This is a genomic window from Timonella senegalensis JC301 (assembly GCF_000312125.1).
GTDB lineage: Bacteria > Actinomycetota > Actinomycetes > Actinomycetales > Cellulomonadaceae > Timonella > Timonella senegalensis.
The window spans coordinates 106,892-123,509 of sequence record NZ_HE978641.1 but is presented as its reverse complement, the minus strand read 5'-3'; the positions used below and the strand labels follow the sequence as shown (position 1 = coordinate 123,509).

Annotated in this window: 17 protein-coding genes and 2 tRNA genes; 16 read left to right on the top strand and 3 right to left on the bottom strand. The window is 60.8% G+C overall.

Annotated elements, in window-relative coordinates:
- Positions 1–3 precede the first annotated feature (3 nt).
- From rpmG to HGSM_RS00585, 3 genes are read left to right on the top strand one after another with little or no spacing between them, the layout of a single operon-like run.
- Positions 4–174, top strand: a complete 171-nt coding sequence (rpmG, locus tag HGSM_RS00595) for a 50S ribosomal protein L33 (RefSeq protein ID WP_040594352.1) — start codon at positions 4–6, stop codon at positions 172–174.
- 39 nt (positions 175–213) lie between these two features.
- Complete coding sequence (locus tag HGSM_RS00590) at positions 214–681, top strand: FAS1-like dehydratase domain-containing protein (RefSeq protein ID WP_019146799.1); 468 nt, start codon at positions 214–216, stop codon at positions 679–681.
- Positions 681–1,103: a MaoC/PaaZ C-terminal domain-containing protein gene (locus HGSM_RS00585; RefSeq protein WP_019146798.1), complete on the top strand. Its 423-nt coding sequence runs from the start codon at positions 681–683 to the stop codon at positions 1,101–1,103. Before HGSM_RS00590 ends, HGSM_RS00585 begins: the two co-directional genes overlap by 1 nt.
- Before the next feature lie 93 nt (positions 1,104–1,196).
- On the opposite strand, the gene HGSM_RS00580 is transcribed toward HGSM_RS00585, so the two are convergent.
- Entirely contained in the window at positions 1,197–2,291 is a 1,095-nt protein-coding gene (locus HGSM_RS00580) for a LacI family DNA-binding transcriptional regulator (protein WP_019146797.1), read from the bottom strand.
- A 139-nt stretch (positions 2,292–2,430) separates the two neighbouring features.
- Between HGSM_RS00580 and HGSM_RS00575 the strand changes: the two genes are divergently transcribed.
- The 6 genes from HGSM_RS00575 to HGSM_RS00550 all read left to right on the top strand — a co-directional run bounded on the left by HGSM_RS00575 (position 2,431) and on the right by HGSM_RS00550 (position 9,691).
- On the top strand, positions 2,431–3,813 hold the full coding sequence (locus HGSM_RS00575; protein ID WP_019146796.1) for an MFS transporter: 1,383 nt from the start codon (positions 2,431–2,433) through the stop codon (positions 3,811–3,813).
- The gene (locus HGSM_RS00570) at positions 3,810–5,135 is read left to right on the top strand and encodes an MFS transporter (RefSeq protein WP_019146795.1); all 1,326 of its coding nucleotides are present in this window, start codon (positions 3,810–3,812) and stop codon (positions 5,133–5,135) included. Before HGSM_RS00575 ends, HGSM_RS00570 begins: the two co-directional genes overlap by 4 nt.
- A 66-nt stretch (positions 5,136–5,201) precedes the next feature.
- Positions 5,202–6,587, top strand: coding sequence for a UDP-N-acetylmuramate dehydrogenase (locus HGSM_RS14695; RefSeq protein ID WP_019146794.1), 1,386 nt, complete (start codon positions 5,202–5,204; stop codon positions 6,585–6,587).
- A 95-nt stretch (positions 6,588–6,682) separates the two neighbouring features.
- Positions 6,683–8,110, top strand: coding sequence for an MFS transporter (locus HGSM_RS00560; protein WP_019146793.1), 1,428 nt, complete (start codon positions 6,683–6,685; stop codon positions 8,108–8,110).
- A 98-nt stretch (positions 8,111–8,208) separates the two neighbouring features.
- Entirely contained in the window at positions 8,209–9,279 is a 1,071-nt protein-coding gene (locus HGSM_RS00555) for an alpha/beta hydrolase (RefSeq protein ID WP_019146792.1), read from the top strand.
- A 49-nt stretch (positions 9,280–9,328) separates the two neighbouring features.
- Positions 9,329–9,691, top strand: coding sequence for a GntR family transcriptional regulator (locus tag HGSM_RS00550; RefSeq protein ID WP_019146791.1), 363 nt, complete (start codon positions 9,329–9,331; stop codon positions 9,689–9,691).
- 80 nt (positions 9,692–9,771) lie between these two features.
- Here the strand turns inward: HGSM_RS00550 and HGSM_RS00545 are convergent, their stop codons facing one another.
- Complete coding sequence (locus HGSM_RS00545) at positions 9,772–10,890, bottom strand: DUF2804 domain-containing protein (protein WP_019146790.1); 1,119 nt, start codon at positions 10,888–10,890, stop codon at positions 9,772–9,774.
- 81 nt (positions 10,891–10,971) lie between these two features.
- On the opposite strand from HGSM_RS00545, the gene HGSM_RS00540 reads away from it, so the two are divergent.
- Positions 10,972–11,835, top strand: a complete 864-nt coding sequence (locus tag HGSM_RS00540; protein WP_019146789.1) for an MYG1 family protein — start codon at positions 10,972–10,974, stop codon at positions 11,833–11,835.
- 121 nt (positions 11,836–11,956) lie between these two features.
- Here HGSM_RS00540 and HGSM_RS00535 read toward each other — a convergent pair whose 3' ends face one another.
- A complete protein-coding gene (locus HGSM_RS00535; RefSeq protein ID WP_019146788.1) occupies positions 11,957–13,003 on the bottom strand; it encodes an adenosine deaminase in 1,047 nt (348 codons plus the stop codon).
- Between the two features lie 197 nt (positions 13,004–13,200).
- Between HGSM_RS00535 and HGSM_RS00530 the strand changes: the two genes are divergently transcribed.
- From HGSM_RS00530 to rplK, 6 genes are all read left to right on the top strand, one after another.
- Positions 13,201–13,707, top strand: a complete 507-nt coding sequence (locus HGSM_RS00530; RefSeq protein WP_019146787.1) for a flavodoxin domain-containing protein — start codon at positions 13,201–13,203, stop codon at positions 13,705–13,707.
- Positions 13,708–14,115: 408 nt separating this feature from the next.
- Positions 14,116–14,188 (top strand) — tRNA-Trp (locus tag HGSM_RS00525).
- 140 nt (positions 14,189–14,328) lie between these two features.
- A tRNA-Trp gene (locus HGSM_RS00520) sits at positions 14,329–14,401 on the top strand.
- A gap of 52 nt (positions 14,402–14,453) precedes the next feature.
- Positions 14,454–14,735, top strand: a complete 282-nt coding sequence (secE, locus tag HGSM_RS00515) for a preprotein translocase subunit SecE (protein ID WP_019146786.1) — start codon at positions 14,454–14,456, stop codon at positions 14,733–14,735.
- A gap of 202 nt (positions 14,736–14,937) precedes the next feature.
- Positions 14,938–15,726: a transcription termination/antitermination protein NusG gene (nusG, locus tag HGSM_RS00510; protein WP_019146785.1), complete on the top strand. Its 789-nt coding sequence runs from the start codon at positions 14,938–14,940 to the stop codon at positions 15,724–15,726.
- A 130-nt stretch (positions 15,727–15,856) separates the two neighbouring features.
- On the top strand, positions 15,857–16,288 hold the full coding sequence (gene rplK / locus HGSM_RS00505) for a 50S ribosomal protein L11 (RefSeq protein WP_019146784.1): 432 nt from the start codon (positions 15,857–15,859) through the stop codon (positions 16,286–16,288).
- The last annotated feature ends 330 nt before the right edge of the window (positions 16,289–16,618 follow it).

The following is a 16,618-nucleotide window of genomic DNA, read 5'->3' as shown; positions in this document are numbered from 1 at the left end:
ACCATGGCAAGCAAGAGCGCCGACGTTCGCCCAAAGATCACGCTTGCATGCGTGGACTGCAAGGAACGCAACTACATCACCAAGAAGAACCGTCGCAACAACCCAGATCGCCTGGAGCTTGCAAAGTTCTGCCCACGTTGCGGAAAGCACACCGCACACCGCGAAACCCGCTGATCCAACGGTTCTTCGTAGTCCTAAATACTTAGGAGAGCAATGACGCAATCTTCTGTGAACCTCGACTTCATTGGCCGAGAGTATCCGCAGACCTCGCCCTATCAGGTTGGACGGGAGAAGATTGCTGAGTTTGCACGTGCACTAGGCTCATCGAACCCCGCCAACTTCTCAACTGAAGTTGCGCGGGGTTTGGGCTATCCAGATGTTGTTGCACCAACAACCTTCGCGGTCATCATTGCTCAGGCAGCTGAGGCCCAATACATCGAGGATCCCGAGGCCCGAGTCGACTTCAGCCGGGTCGTGCACGCCGATGAGCGGTTTACCTACACCCGGCCGATCTTTGCCGGGGACGAGCTGGTGACGACCGTCCACGTGGACAAGATCATCGAGCGGGCTGGCCTCGCCATGGTGACAACCCGCTGCGAGATCGAAGCGCTGCGCGATGGCGCCACCGAGCACGTGGTGACGGTGACGTCTACTCTTGCGATCCGTGGGGAAGGAAACTGATGTCGGACGTTTCGTTTGAAAGCCTCGAGGTCGGTCAGGTTGTAGCCACCAAGACCCTGAGCTTCGACCGCTCGACCCTCGTGCGTTATGCAGGTGCGAGCGGCGACTTCAACCCCATCCACTGGAACGATACATTCGCTCAGTCCGTCGGACTCGACGGCGTGATCGCTCACGGCATGCTGACCATGGGCTCGGCTGTGACTGTCGTTGAGGAATGGATCGGCGACCAGGCCCGAATTCGTGACTACCAGACGCGGTTCTCCCGTCCTATCGCAGTCCCAAACCCCGGCGTTTCGGAGGTTGAGGTGACCGCAACAGTTGGAGCTCTCGACGCGGAGGCACGTACTGCGCGCATTGATTTAAACGCACTGTTCGAGGGAACGCGAGTCCTCGCCAAGGCACAGGCTGTCGTTTCTTTCTAGCCGCATGAGACATGAGGGCTGGCCCCCGGATCGTTTCCGCGGGCCAGCCCATTTTTGCTCCATGTGCCTGCAGTGAGGCGATGAAAGACTCTATCAGCGGCGCGGAGCCGGTCCGCTGGTCGTGCCATTCACCACGGCGGTGTCCAACACGATGGGCGCCCCGACATTACCGTTGATGAGATCGATGGTGACCTCGGCGAGGATTTCTCCTTTGATGGCAAGAGGCTGGTCCACGGTGGTGAGCTTGTCGTCGCCGAGCCAGGGGAGGTCAACGCCGTCGAACCCGACAACGGACACGTCTTCGGGAACGCGCAGACCAAGTTGACGTGCTCCTTGCACCACCCCGGCGGCGAGCAGGTCGGACTGAGCCACGATTGCCGTGGGGACCTGTGAAGCATCGACATAGTTTGCCGGGTTGAGGAGGTTGGTTGCCGCGATCTGGCCCTCTTCGACCAACGAGCCCTGGGTAGACCAGATCGCGACTGGTGTAACTCCTGCGTCGTAGACCCCACGAAGCCTGCGGTGCGAGGGGTACCAGTAGGGCAGGTCCGGTGCATCGATGTCGTAGTCGCTGACTAGTCCAGGTCCAAAGCCTCCACCAAGGGGGAGCGTAGCAACTGCAATCCGGGTGTGACCGGAGTCCAAGAGGTGCTGCGTGATTGCACGCGACCCCTCTCGGTCGCGCACACTGACGGTGGGCGATCCCTCTACTTCTGCTCCCTCGCAGATGGTCACGGGGATACCGCGTTCGTGCAGGATCTTGTAGACGGGGTCCGAGGAGTGACCACCCCAGAGCATGATTGCAGCGTCCACGGCGGCCGTTTCGAGCAGCGGGTTCATGCCATCGGGGGAGTCGTAGTGTGTGCCGCCCGGCATGAGGAGGACCCCGAGTCCGCGCTCTCCGAGGGTTCGGGTGACACCGTCCAGCACGGAGATGGAGACAGGGTCACGGAAGGTGCGCCGCAGGGCATCACCAAAAACGACCCCTACGATCCCCGTGCGGCCCGACCTGAGTTGGCGGCCCAGCGCTGATGGCCCGCGGTATCCGAGTTCCTCTGCGGCTGCCAGCACGCGCTCCCGCGTAGCGCTTGCGATGGGTCCAGATTCGGAGAACGCAAGTGACGCGGTAGAGATGGAGACACCCGCGCGGGCGGCGACATGTGCGAGCGTGGGCTTTGTGGCTGACATTGCAGGGGCTTTCGGGTGGGATGCGATTGACGATAAGGACAGCGTACTTGAGAATTATATGGGTGGCTCGAATCGATTCGATACCGGACGTGGTTCAGCTGCCCGCCTTTACTTGCTAGACACTCACTAAAGATTGTTCATGACTTCATCTGACGGCCAGTTGGCCACCCCTGTTTCAGCGCTCTCGCCTGAGCAGGACACACGAGTTCGCAGCGCACGCATCTCGCTCCTTTTGCTTTTCGGCCTTCTCGGTCTTTCATTCTCCAGTTGGGTAGGCCGCTATCCAAGCGTCACCAGGGCGCTCAACCTCTCCACAGCCGACCTTGGCGTTGTGCTTCTTGCTGGTGCAGTTGGCTCTCTGATCTTTGTCACCCTCGCGGGCCCGCTCGTTCAGAGGTTTGGTGGCCGAAGCGTCCTCACCGTTTCCGCGTTCGGAATCTCCCTAGCGTTCTTCCTTGAGGGGCTTGGCCCGACGCTGGGCCAGACCTGGATTCTCGCCCTCGGCATCTTTCTTAACGGCGTGTTTGTTGCGCTGACTAACGTTCCCCAAAACGTGGAAACTGCAGGCGTTGAGCGCAGGGTAGGTCGGTCGATCATTTCGCACTTCCACGCCGCATACTCGGTTGGTGCCGTCGCGGGATCGCTCATCGGCGCGCTGTGCGCGGCCCTTGACGTTTCTCTCCTCGCTCAATTGACTACCACGGCAGCCATCACGCTCGTGGTCCGACTGATTCTCATTCCCAAGATCATTCTGGACACGGAGCTCACGTATGAGGAACGGTGGAACCGCGCGGACGCCGCCAGGCGCTCCCGGGTTCGAAAAGCAGAGCTGAAGGCTGGAGTCCTGCCTGCTGCAGAGCAGCCCACCGTCACGGACCTCTTCCGAGCCCGTACTCGTTCCTTGGGCTCGGCTCTGGGCGCGTGGCGCGAGCCGCGAACTCTGTTCATCGGGGTCATTATCTTTGCATCCTCACTATCTGAGGGGTCCGCAAACAACTGGCTCTCCATCGCCGTTGTTGATGGCTTTGGCAAGACGGAGGCGATCGGTGCGGTTAGTCTTGGCGTGTTCCTTGCATCCATGACGATCATCCGCGTTTCGGGACCCAGACTGATTGACAGGCTCGGGCGTGTGGATGTGCTTCGCTATTCGGCTCTCGCCACGATTGGTGGGCTCCTACTGTTCGGCCTATCCCCGGTGGTGCCGCTAGCCATCCTCGGTGTGGTGCTCTGGGGTATTGGGGCAGCACTCGTTGTTCCGCTGGCAATCTCGAGTGCGAGCGACGACCCCATGAAGGCTGCGGCGCGCGTCTCAGTAGTCTCCGCGTTCGGCTCGATTGCGTCACTCGCCGCACCGCCCGTTTTGGGTTTCATAGCGGAATCGATTGGCGCACGGCGCGCCCTGACGCTCATCGCGATCTTCGCGGTGCTCATGATCGTGCTCTCGCGTAACGTGGCGCCCCTGCGCCAAGATCAGAAGATGGGCCACCAAAAGGCCGCCCAGATGGAAGGATCCGCATCATGACTGCAGTGCACACAGTGAGGACGGCCAAGAACTCCGTTCATCTCACGTTCTTTGTGGTGGGCTTCATCTTTGCCAACTGGGCGTCTAGGCTCCCCGCGATCAGGGACACTCTTGAGTTTGAGCCGGCACAGATGGGCAGGCTCCTCCTCGTGGGTGCCGTTGGTTCGGTCCTTGCGCTTCCACTGTCGGGATGGGTTGCAGAGCGCCTCGGAGCCAAACGTGCGGTGTGGGTAGCCGCCGTTTTCATGTGCGGAGGCTACATCCTCGCGGCAACAACGCTGGGTGACGTCCCGGTCGCGGTCACCGGACTGGGCCTGTTCCTCGGCGGAATTGGCATGGGAACGTGCGATACCGCGATGAACCTTGAGGGTACGCGCGTAGAGCAGCAGCTCGGTCGCTCGATCATGCCCAAGTTCCACGGCATGTTCTCCCTGGGCACCATGGCCGGCGCACTTGTGGGCGCGGGAGTCGCGCTTCTCCACATTCCCGTGCAGGTCCATGTGGGTGTCGCGATCGCGATCGGATACCTCTTCATCACCTTTGCCGCGCGGTTCTTCCTGCCAGCAGGATTCGGGGTGCGCGCTCTGGATCTAGAGTCTGTGCACACGCGAGATGACGAACTCGACCCAGCCATATCGTCGGGAATCAGCACGGAGGGGGCCGCCGAGGCGGCCACACAGCCCAAGCGGTCCGTGTGGATGGCGTGGGCTGAGGGCCGCACATGGCTGATCGGACTTGTCATCCTGTCGGCGGCACTCACTGAGGGCGCCGCCAACGACTGGCTGAGCCTGGGCATCGTAGACGGGTTCGACACCTCGGACGCGCTGGGCGCGGTGGGGCTCTTTGTCTTCCTCAGCTCGATGACGGGGATGCGCATGGTCGGCACGTGGTTGATCGACAACTATGGACGTCTGCTGGTCATACGTGTCTGCTCGGCGAGCGCAATCGTGGGCCTCCTGCTGTTCGCTCTCTCCCCATGGCTGTGGCTCGCTATCCTCGGTGCCATCTTCTGGGGTGCGGGCGCTTCGCTCGGCTTCCCCATTGGCATGAGCGCGGCGAGCGACGAACCGGAGCGCGCCGCCGGGCGCGTATCCGTGGCAGCGACCATCGGCTACACCGCATTCTTTGCCGGCCCGCCGATCCTGGGTGAGCTGGCCCAGCACGTGGGTTACCGAAACGCCATGCTTGCAATCATGCTCCCAGCGGTGCTCGGGTTCCTCGTGGCAACCGCCGCGAATGAGCGCGGCAAAGCCGCCGAAGCGCTGTCCAATCGCCGCGCCGAACGCGCGCAGCGCGCGGAGCAAGCACAACGTACGGCCTAGCCGAAACCGCTGTGGCGTTCCACGCGATTCGGTAAATGGCTGATCGCAGCGAGTAGTCTTGTGTGCGTGACTACCCAGCCAAACAACGCGCCGCAGGTACTGGCGAGCGCCCGCACGGACCTCTCGCTGAGCGACATCACGACCCTGCGCATCGGCGGCCCCATTTCCACGTATGTGGAAACCCACTCCGAGGATGAACTCGTCCAGGTCGTGGAGTACGCCGATGCGAACAGCATAGACATTTTGGTTGTGGGCGGCGGTTCCAACATCGTCGCAGCGGACGAGGGCTTTGATGGGATCGTCGTGAGAGACATGCGCTCTGGCGTGAACATTGACCAGGTCGACTCGTGCGGTGGCGGCTCCGTCACGGTTCCCGCCGGGCACAACTGGGACGACTTCGTGGTCCAGTCGATCGCCGAGGGCTGGATCGGTATCGAATCCCTCATCGGCATCCCTGGAAGCGTCGGCGCGGCCCCCGTGCAGAACATCGGCGCCTACGGAGCCGAGGTCGCAAACGTCATCTCCTCGGTGCGTGTGTACGACCGCGGCACTCAGCGCAAGCGCACGTTCGCGCTGTTCGAGCTCGGCTTTGGCTACCGCGACTCCATCATCAAGCAGTCCATGACGATTGGCGACGATTCTGGTCGCGTTTGGGGCCCCACCCCTCGATACGTTGTGCTCGAGGTGTCCTTCCAGTTCCGCCTGGGCACCCGTTCGGCACCCGTTCAGTATGCAGAGTTGGCCAAGCGCCTCGGCGTGAACGTCGGCGACCGGGCCCCAGCCAAGGACATTGCGCAGACCGTCCTCGAGCTGCGTGGTGGCAAGGGCATGCTCGTTGACGCTTCCGACCGTCCTGAACTAGCTGACACCGCTGGCGCTCGCGGCACCCTTCCGCCCGCTCTTCTTGCCGCTACTAGCGACGAGATCGTGTCTGGCGCTGCAGCCGGTTTCATCACGCTGGACGCCGAAGCCCCCGCGGAATCGTGCGGTACGGACATCCGTAATGAGGATGTGCCGTCTGTGGAGTACACCGATTCTGCGAGTTTCAAGCCTGACTTTGACAGGTGGTCGGCGGGCTCCTTCTTCACCAACCCAATCATCGCTGCGGAGGACGCGGACGAACTGCCCGAGGGCGCCCCGCGGTACCCAGTCCACTCGGTTGCGCCGCTGGCCACCACTGGCCCGAGCACGGGTGCTGTGGACGCGGCAAAGGTTAAGACCTCGGCCGCATGGCTTATCCAGAACGCGGGCTTTGATCGTGGTTTTGGTGTGCACGGCGAGAGTTCGGCTGCGACCCTGTCCACCAAGCACACTCTTGCGTTGACTAACCGGGGAAGCGCTTCCGCTGCCGACGTCCGTGAACTCGCTTCCGCTATTCGTGCCGGGGTTCAGGAGAAGTTCGGGATTTTGCTCGAGCCGGAGCCGGTCGTCGTTGGACCGAAAATCAGCTGACGTAAGTCCAGACAGGCCCAGCAGTTCCCCGCGTGTGCGTTGTGCCCATCCATATTTTGTGGATAGGCACGACGCACATGCGTTTATAGGACACAATGTCACTTGTGAAGAACTGGGACGAGCGCCTGGCCAGCGGGCCCGCGCAACCACAGGTCAGTAAGCGCACAATCACAGCATGGTCGCTGTGGGATTGGGGATCTGCCGCGTGGAACGCGGTGGTGACCACTTTTGTATTCTCCACGTGGATCACGTCAAAGGCGTTCGTGCCCACGGAACTCGCGGACGCTTACGACACCTCCCTAGTGGCGCGCGATCAGGTCGACTCGATCATCGCGACCCACTCCACGTGGCTGAGCTGGGGGAGCGCCGCGGCGGGAATCGCCATCGCGCTGCTGGCCCCGATTCTTGGTTCCCGCGCGGACGCGGGAGGGCGGCGCAAACTCTGGCTGGGCATCAACACGGGTGTTGTCGTTGTACTCATGGCGATGATCTTCTTTGTGGTCCCCGATCAGGACAACCTGTCACGCAACGTCGTCTTTGGCATCGTCCTGCTGGGACTCGGAAACATCTTCTTCGAGCTGGCGTCCGTCAACTACAACTCGATGCTTAACCAGATCACCACCAAAGAGAACCGGGGCAGGATTTCCGGAATTGGATGGGGTGCGGGCTACCTTGGCGGAATCGTCCTGCTGTTCGTTCTGCTCGTCGGCTTCATTAACCCGGACGTGGGCTGGTTTGGTGTCACGGGTGAGAACAGCCTCAACATTCGTGCCGCGCTCCTGCTCTCGGCCGTGTGGTTCGCAGTGTTCGCTATCCCGGTGTTCCTAGCAGTCCCCGAGAAGCCGGCGGAAGCGACCCACAAGCCACTCGGTGTGAAGGGCTCCTACCAAAAGGTGATTCGCGACGTGAAGCACCTGTGGCATAACGACCGCCAGGTACTGCGCTTCCTGTTCGCCTCCGCAATCTTCCGAGACGGACTGGCCGGCGCGTTCGCTTTCGGCGGCATCATCGCGCAGGGAACGTTTGGCTTCACAGCCTCTACGGTGATTGTGTTTGCGATCGTTGCCAACGTCGTTTCGGGAATCGCAACCATCGCCTCCGGCTTCCTTGAAGACAAGATCGGTGCCAAGCGCATCATCGTGTTCTCGCTCGCTGGCATGGTCATCTCAGCGCTAGCGATATTCTTCCTCCACGACGCGGGCACCATCTGGTTCTGGATTTTCGGTTCCATCCTCTGCGTCTTTGTGGGTCCGATCCAGTCCGCGAGCCGCGCGACGGTCTCACGGATGGCCACCCCGAACACGGAAGGTGAGCTCTTCGGACTGTACGCGATGACCGGCCGAGTGGTCTCCTTCCTTGCGCCCGCCATGTTTGGTCTCTTGGTTGCAATCTTCGGCCGCCAGTACTGGGGAATCCTGGGTCTGGCCCTCGTGCTTGCACTGGGTCTGGCACTCACCCTCCCGCTACAGTTTGACCGTGAACGCGGAGCCCAAGACGAGGTTCCAGCGCAGGCGGACCACTAGCGAGCATTGCTGTCCCGTGACGGGCGCTCTCACCGGTGTGCGGGCGCCCAACACACGTTTCAAAAGCAAAACTGCTTCCAACGACATACGGTGGATCTATGTGGCAGCGTGACATTCTGGGTGGAGACTGGGTCTCTTGGCAGTTCGCGCTGCCTAAGTTGCGAGGGAGAGAAGCCGTCTCGACCCTCATAACTAAGCCCGAGTGGTTGCGACGGCGCTCGGGGGAGTTTTTGCCCTCCATCCATCAGTTCGCCGAGGCGGACACTCGCTCGCTTGCGATGGCGGATGCGGTTCTCCGCACGTCAACACAACCGCCGAAGACGGCGATTCTGTACTTGCCCGGGTACAACGACTACTTTTTCCATACTCACTTGGCGGACTATCTCGAGAGTTTAGGCGTCGCCTTCTTCGCCCTCGATCTGCATGGATACGGCCGCTCGACCCTCGATGAGGAATCGCGGAACAATGCGCATTCCCTGCGCGAGTACGGGCACGAGATCTCCGTGGCCACCAAGCTGATCAAGGAGCAGTGTGGCTACGAAAACCTCGTGGTCATGGGCCACTCAACGGGCGGACTCGTGGCCTCGCTGTGGAGCCATTCTCCAACCGGCCGGAGCACCGTCGACGGGTTAGTGCTTAACAGCCCGTGGTTTGATCTCAACCGCTCCTGGTTTGACCGTGTAGTGGGGACCGCCATGCTCGATGCGGTAGGAAACTACGTGACCGACTACGTGATCACAAACGATCCCTCGCCGTATACGCGCATGCTGCACTCCTCCCACGGTGGCCTGTGGGACTTTGACCTCGAGCTCAAGCGAGAACGCAGCACGCCTGTGCGCTCGGGGTGGCTGAGAGCCATCCGGGAGGGGCATGCCCGAGTCGCTCAGGGCCTCGGGCTGACTATCCCGGTACTTGTGTGCACCTCGGACCGGTCCTCTGGGGATCAGGCTTCAGACCAAGAGCGGCGCTCATCGGACACAGTCTTGGACGTCCAGCAGATTCGCGCCAGAGCGTTAATGCTTGGCCGCCGCGTGGACATAGTTGCGATCGAAGGTGGAGTTCACGATCTCGCACTGAGTTCAGAGGGTCCACGGCGCGCCTACTTTGAAGCACTGGCTGAGTGGCTGCGCGGCCACGGCTTCGCACCTCAGCACGCCTCTGAACTGTAACGTGTGTGGTGAGCGTGCACAAATACACGCCGCCCAGTAAGGAGTTGTCGTGCCAGTAGCCTTCGCAATCGACCCTGCTTCCGGCCTTCCGCCGTTTGAGCAGGTAAAGGGAGCGGTCAAGTCCGCCATCGCGGACGGAACAGTCGTGGTCGGCGAGAAGTTGCCGGCTATCCGGGCGCTCGCGGCGGAGCTGGGCCTTGCTGTCAACACGGTAGCGCGGTCCTACAAGGAGCTTGAGGACGAAGGTTACGTGGCTACGCACGGCCGTTCGGGCACCACGATCAGCCCGCGGGCGATGGGCTCCGGGGTGGCTCTCGACCAGTTCGCGCGCGCCTACGTGGCCGCCGCGCGAGAACTTGGTGTCTCTCGGGCGGCCGCCACGCGTGCCGTTGAGGCGCACTGGAACGCCTAGTACCTTGCTCCGGATTGCCACGGAGCCCATCCGCTCCTCTGTGCAGCGAGTCGCTAGCGATCGCGGGTAGGGAGTTTTGGCTACCAGCGGTTTCGTGCTTCCTCAGCCCAACCCTCGAGCCCGTCGAGCGAGAACGTGGTTCCGTCCGGGTGGCGATACACGCCTGACCACGTACCAAAGCACTGGTGGGTCTCTCCGCTGAGCACGAGCAGTGAAGTCTCTGCGATACGTTCATAGACCGGAGTGAAGGTTGCGTCGATGCACGAGCCCTTGACTCGCCAAGGGTTGAGCCAGTTCTTGCGGTCGTACTCCCAGGCCAGTTCCTCGGAGATCTTGGTGAGCTTGCCGTCGATGATGATTGCGTTCTCGGTGGAGCCTGTTCCGTCGGTCCACTTGTCGCCGAGTTGCAGACCGATGAGTTTGCCGTCAACTACACCGGAACCCGCTGCCCAGTTCCACACCATGGAATAAGGCCAGCGTCCGCGGCCGTGGTCGAGTACGGCGAAGGACTTGTCGTCGTCGTCGCCAAAGTAGTAGGTACCCTTGTTTGTGACAAGGCGCCCGTGCGCGCGTAGTGCTGGCTCCTTGATCGTGTACTGGAACCGGTTGGCCGACCACGGCACCACCACGTGGAGCGCCTCGGACTCGAGCGGTCTCTCGATCGTCACGTCAAGCATTGCGCGGTCGGTGACGGACACAACCTGGTTGTGCCCAACGTCTTCGAATCGAGGCCGGTTCACACCATTTGCTGTAATGCGGGTAGTGCGGTGGGTAGCATCCTGCGAGTGCACGATCTTTTGTGTCAGCCGCTTGGAGGTGAAGGACGCATCGCCCTGCGCGTAGGTCGAAGGCAGATCCACGCCGCGCGCGAACGGGGCAGTAGCTTCAAAGTCCATGGAGGCGTAAGTCTCGCGGTCCACCAAGTAGAACTGGCACACTCCCGCGTAGTCGAGCGTTGAGATTGTGATCCCGATGATGTGGGTGGGGGTCATGATTCCCCAGTATTCCCAGCGCTTGTTCCTGCCCCAGGCGCCGGGCCCGTTATAGAGGGCGGTGTCTAGTACGGGAGTCCGTGACCAGCCGTGCGCGTCCGGGTTCATCGCCAGGGTTGGCTTGCCGTTACGGACGCCCGAAAGGGTCGTGGGAGAAGTTAGCTCGCGTTCGTGGATTGGTGAGGGCTTGGTTGTTTTGGACGGCATGTTGCTTCCTCTAGCTAGGATCGACGGGCACGTAGTCAGGGGCTTTGGCGTGAAGCCCCGGCAACGCCGTAGAGTGAGGTCGTGATCATTGCGACCCATAACGGCAAATTCCATGCAGACGACGTCTTCGGCGTTGCGCTGTTGAAGCAACTGTACCCGGACGCGCAGGTAGTGCGTTCCCGTGACCCCAAGGTTCTTGACCAGGCGGATATCGTCCTGGACGTAGGTGGAGTGTATGACGTCGAGGCGCGGCGCTTCGATCACCACCAGGTGTCGTCGGGCGCCCGCGACTCGGGAATCCTGTACTCCGCGTTCGGTTTGCTCTGGCAGCACTACGGCAAGGAGTTCTGCGGCAACGACGACGTATGGCTCAAGATCGACTCCCGGCTCGTGACTGCGATCGATGCCGTGGACAATGGCCAGGACCTGTACGAGGTGTCGGACTTTGGTACCCGCCCGTTCGACCTGTCCGAATACTTGGGCCTGTTCAACCCCATTGGCGCCGACGAGGACTTCGACTCGCAGTTCATGGTGGCTGTCTCTCTTGCCACGTCCGTTCTACTGCGCCTGCGCGCAAAGTACCTCGACGTGATTGCTTCGGAGGAGTACTTCCTTGCGCAGTACGCGGCAAGCGAGGACAAGCGCATCGTGGTCCTCGATCGCTACATTCCGCACGGTTCGATCGCGTCCAAGCAGCCCGAGTTGCTCTACACGATCTACCCCGGCGCCACCGGCAACTGGACCGTCCAGACCGTTCGCCCCGAGAAGTCCCAGTTTGGTAACCGCAAGGACCTACCGGACGCCTGGCGCGGACTGCAGGGCAAGGACCTCGCTGAGGTCACGGGAGTCGCCGACTCCGTGTTCTGCCACAAGGCGGCCTTCATCTGTGCCGCAGAGTCCAAGGAGGGCGCTCTGGCGCTCGCGGACCTCGCGCTGAAGAACTAGTTCGCGCACACATCAGGCGGGTGGTCAGCGGCTTAGGCCTCTGACCACTCGCCTGCGTTTTCACACCTGATTTTCGACGATCCCCGCACTGCCCGTAGGGCATCTTTCTGCGGGAGGGTGGTCACTTGCCGTCAGGGTTTCCTGCATTATCGTCGGAAAGCCATGCGGCCACGCCGGAACGCATGGTCTTTTTGGTTTCCTCGCGAGCGGTGCTCGCGGCAATCGAGTCGAGGGCGAGACGCGCGAGCTGGTCGTCGGAGAAGCCGTGCACGTTTCGTGCGATTTCGTACTGCTCATTGAGCCGTGACTTGAAGAGCAGGGGGTCGTCGGAGCCGAGCGCGATCTTGAGCCCGGTGTCGTAGAGCTCCGCGAGCGGGACCTTGGTGATGTCTTCGAACACGCCAAGGCTGACGTTTGATGCTGGGTTCACCTCGAGTGCGACGTCCGCCTCGAGGAGCCGGTCCACGAGCCGTGGGTCCTCGAGCGCCCGCACGCCGTGCCCAAGTCGCTGTGGCGCGAGGTTGTCCAAAACCACCTCGACGTGGTCCGCGCCCAGGAGCTCGCCTCCGTGCGGTACGGAAATGAGCCCAGCACGTTGCGCGATAGCAAAGGCTGGAGCGAACTCTGACGTGCGTCCCTGACGTTCATCGTTCGAAAGACCGAAACCCACGACTTCACCGTCCGCGTCCCCGGCGTATTTGGCGGCCAGACGAGCGAGCACCCGCGCCTCGAGCGGATGGCGCATGCGGGAAGCCGCAACAATGACGCCCACGGAGATTCCGTGACGTGCGCTGGCACTCTTGGCCTCGTCGAGAATAATCTCCAAGGCGGGAGTAATCCCGCCAACAAACGGGGCATATGAGGTCGGGTCGACCTGAATCTCCATGCGACCGCCGCCAACGGCGGCATCTCCGGCTGCAGCCTCGTCCACCACCCTGCGCATATCGGCCTCGCCGCGGACACACGCACGGGCGGCGTCATACAGGCGCTGGAACCGGAACCACCCGCGGCTCGTGGGCGGCAGCATGACGGCGTCTTCAGTTTCAAGGACCGCACCGGGCAGGCGCACGTTGTACTGGTCGGCCAACTCAGCAACCGACTCGGGCTTCATGGAACCAGTGAAGTGGAGGTGGAGGTGGGCCTTCGGGAGAGCAGCCAGATCGCGCATGCTTGCAGTTTTACATGATCGGGAGGGCGGAGCCACACAGGCTCGCGGAGCCGAGACGGGAGCCCTATGTGACGCCGCGTAACTAAAGGTGACGGCGTTCACGGATGTTTCTGCGACCAAGGGACCTCCGGCCCAAGGAATTCGCTGCTGGCCGCGAAAGACTAGATATCACGACTCAAAGACACCAGGAGGGGCAGATGCGAGTCCTAGTAGCAGCAGCATCCAGACATGGATCAACACGCGAGATCGCTCAAGTTATCGGTGAGCAGCTCTGCGAAATGGGCATTGCGACCGACGTCAAAGACGCGCGCGATGTCATCTCAGTAGAAGAATATGACGCCGTCGTACTTGGCTCGGCAATCTACGTGGGCCAGTGGCTCGCGGACGCCCGAGAACTCGTGGACACGCGGGCAGCACAGTTGCTGAACCGCAAAGTGTGGCTCTTCTCGTCAGGTTTGGCGGACGCACCAAGCAAAGACGCAAACAACGCGCCCGCACTACTCACACGGATGAAGAACACGGGGGCAATTGGCCACCGGCACTTCCCCGGCAAGCTCGACGTTCTCCAGCTCAGCCTTGCAGAGCGGGCTGCCATCATGGCGGCTCGAGGCAAGTATGGGGACTCGCGCGACATGAACGTTGTCCGGGAATGGGCTCGCTCCATCGGTGAAGCCATCACTCTAGATCACCCGGTGAACGCGTAGCAGCGAGGAAACCCGAGACTACCTGGCCCGCCCCGCCTACGCGGCGCGACCGACCGGTGCGTTGATCAACTGACCTCCTGCGAGGCCGGCCCGTAGCCGGTCTCGCAGGAGGTCAGTGCATTTTCAAGGGTGGTTTAGCCACCCCAATGACGCGCAATTTCCTGTTGAAGGCGGCGTGGCGCGCCTCTCGTAACTGCGCGAGTTTTGCTATCAGCTGTGGCCGGTGGAGGACAGCTACTACGTGCGCGTGCTGGGCTTGAGCCATTCTTCTAGTCCTGAAGCCAGTCCTGGAGCGGGTTCAGGTGCCTGCCCACCGGCCAGTTAACACTTTGTGGCAACTTTCGCGTAGGATTACACAGGACCTTCCAAGAGGGGGAACACTTGCTTAGGTGTGCCTTCAAGGTCCATAGGGTAGTGGCGCAATTGGTAGCGCAGCGGTCTCCAAAACCGCAGGTTGCAGGTTCGAGTCCTGTCTGCCCTGCAGGTATCGGCTCAGTCATTTTGGCTGAGCCGATTTTTATTTGTGGCCGGTTCACGAGTGACCGTGTATCGCGTGGCCTTGCAGCACGAAGCCATTTGGGCATTCCACTTAGGTTGAGTACACTAACCGGGTACAGTTAAAGGGCAGTGGCGCAATTGGTAGCGCAGCGGTCTCCAAAACCGCAGGTTGCAGGTTCGAGCCCTGTCTGCCCTGCAAGTAACAATCATCAGTAGTGACTTCAGCACTCCAAACGTAGGGAATCACAGTGAGTGAATCAGCTTCCGGTGCAGTGAACGGTGACCTCTCCGGTGCACCGTCTGGTAAGTCGGCTGCGTCGAACGGTGCCCCAAAGAAGGGCAACATCTTCGCTCGTATCGCCCTGTTTGTGCGTCAGGTCATTGCTGAACTGAAGAAGGTTGTTACGCCAACTCGTAGCGCCTTCATCAACTACGTGACTGTTGTCATCGTATTCGTGATCGTTGTCATGGCCTTTGTTCTCGTCGTTGACGCTATCGTGAGCAGGGGAACGGGCCTGCTGTTCGGCTGACACAGTCGAGCAGGTCTACCACCGGTCTTGCCGGTGCATCATACGAGGACTGAACGCGCTGGCGTTTGGTTCTCGTCACATTTGAGGCAAACAACTCCCTCAGACGTGCAATTAATGGAAGAATAGGCTGTTGCAGGTTTTCTGCAACCCACGTGAAGTCGGGCTTGAGCCCGGTCAGTGAACTTAGAAAGCAGGTTGACACGTGTCTCAGGAGTCGTACGAACCGACAGAAGACAACGTTGACACTCCATTCATCGAGGTCGAAGCTGAGGTCGAAGAGACCGAAGCTGACGTTGTTGTGTCCGTAGATTCCGAAGACGTCGAAGCCGACGAAGACGAGTTCGAGGGCAACGAAGCCGCTGAGTCCGACGAGACGGACGAAGGAGACGAGGAGGACCCACTAGAGGCCTTCCGTCGTGAACTTCGTACGCTCGAGGGTGACTGGTACGTCATTCACTCGTACGCCGGCTACGAGAACCGCGTGAAGACCAACCTGGAGACCCGCATCACCTCGCTCAACATGGAGGACTACATCTTCCAGATCGAGGTTCCGATGGAAGAGGTCGCCGAGATCAAGAATGCCCAGAAGAAGATCGTGCGTCGCGTGCGTATCCCTGGTTACGTTCTTGTCCGCATGTACTTGACTGATGAGTCCTGGGGTGTTGTGCGCCACACGCCTGGCGTCACCGGATTTGTTGGTAACACCCACCAGCCTGTTCCGCTCACCAACGACGAGATCTTCTCGATGCTCGCACCGATGATTGAGCAGCCTGAACAGACCAAGGCATCCAAGAAGTCGAAGTCCGCACCGGTTGTGCAGATCGACTTCGAGGTTGGCGAGTCGGTCACCGTTACGGATGGACCGTTCGACACCCTGCCTGCAACGATTTCCGAGATCAACGTCGAGGCTCAAAAGCTCAAGGTGTTGGTTTCGATCTTTGGCCGGGAGACTCCGGTCGAACTTGGATTCAATCAGGTCGCCAAGATCTGACGTTCTACAAGCGCCTTTACTCGTGCCGGGAGACCGGTACGAGTTTTCGCGTGTAACGGATGATGAATCCGAGAAGTCTGTTGCCCTATCTGGGCAGCACATTTTCTAGTCACATTAAGAAGGACCCGAAATGCCTCCAAAGAAAAAGGTTGCTGGGCTTATTAAGCTCCAGATCAACGCCGGTGCAGCTACCCCAGCTCCACCAATCGGCCCTGCTCTCGGTCAGCACGGCGTCAACATCATGGAATTCTGCAAGGCTTACAACGCGGCTACCGAGTCGCAGCGTGGCAATGTTGTTCCAGTTGAGATCACGGTGTACGAAGACCGTTCGTTCACCTTCATCACCAAGACCCCTCCTGCTGCACAGCTGATCAAGAAGGCTGCCGGCATCGAGAAGGGTTCCGGAACCCCTCACACCGTTAAGGTTGCAAAGCTCTCGCAGGCTCAGGTCCGCGAGATCGCTACGACCAAGATGGAAGACCTGAACGCGAACGACATCGAGGCTGCTGCGCTGATTATTGCGGGTACGGCACGCTCGATGGGCGTTACCGTCGAGGACTGAGCGTAAGAAACGCATAGGTAGGGCGAGCGAAGCGAGACCTGCCGGAGCGTTTTTGGAGCTCAGCCCGAGCAAAAAGCATAGGGACTGAGCGAAGCGTTCGGGTGGCTCGCGTAAGCGAGACCTGCCGGAGCGTTTTTGGAGCTCAGCCCGAGCAAAAAGCATAGGGACTGAGCGAAAGGTTCCGCATCCAAGGGAACTTGGTTTTGGGAACCCGGGCTTTTCCCTCGCTGGTACTGAGCCCACGTCCGATCCAGTCGGACAACTTGACTCATTCATATCTAGGGCCCAGCCCTAGAAAGTGGCAGGATCCGCGCGGATCCTTTGACCACG

Excerpts from the sequence above, each read along its gene's own strand:
- HGSM_RS00530 (WP_019146787.1), top strand. The coding sequence starts at position 13,201 with ATGCGAGTCCTAGTAGCAGCAGCATCCAGACATGGATCAACACGCGAG.
- rpmG (WP_040594352.1), top strand. The coding sequence starts at position 4 with ATGGCAAGCAAGAGCGCCGACGTTCGCCCAAAGATCACGCTTGCATGC.
- HGSM_RS00575 (WP_019146796.1), top strand. The coding sequence starts at position 2,431 with ATGACTTCATCTGACGGCCAGTTGGCCACCCCTGTTTCAGCGCTCTCG.
- HGSM_RS00570 (WP_019146795.1), top strand. The coding sequence starts at position 3,810 with ATGACTGCAGTGCACACAGTGAGGACGGCCAAGAACTCCGTTCATCTC.
- HGSM_RS00585 (WP_019146798.1), top strand. The coding sequence starts at position 681 with ATGTCGGACGTTTCGTTTGAAAGCCTCGAGGTCGGTCAGGTTGTAGCC.
- HGSM_RS00590 (WP_019146799.1), top strand. The coding sequence starts at position 214 with ATGACGCAATCTTCTGTGAACCTCGACTTCATTGGCCGAGAGTATCCG.
- rplK (WP_019146784.1), top strand. The coding sequence starts at position 15,857 with ATGCCTCCAAAGAAAAAGGTTGCTGGGCTTATTAAGCTCCAGATCAAC.
- HGSM_RS00555 (WP_019146792.1), top strand. The coding sequence starts at position 8,209 with ATGTGGCAGCGTGACATTCTGGGTGGAGACTGGGTCTCTTGGCAGTTC.
- HGSM_RS00580 (WP_019146797.1), bottom strand. The coding sequence starts at position 2,291 with ATGTCAGCCACAAAGCCCACGCTCGCACATGTCGCCGCCCGCGCGGGT.
- HGSM_RS00535 (WP_019146788.1), bottom strand. The coding sequence starts at position 13,003 with ATGCGCGATCTGGCTGCTCTCCCGAAGGCCCACCTCCACCTCCACTTC.
- HGSM_RS00560 (WP_019146793.1), top strand. The coding sequence starts at position 6,683 with ATGTCACTTGTGAAGAACTGGGACGAGCGCCTGGCCAGCGGGCCCGCG.
- HGSM_RS00545 (WP_019146790.1), bottom strand. The coding sequence starts at position 10,890 with ATGCCGTCCAAAACAACCAAGCCCTCACCAATCCACGAACGCGAGCTA.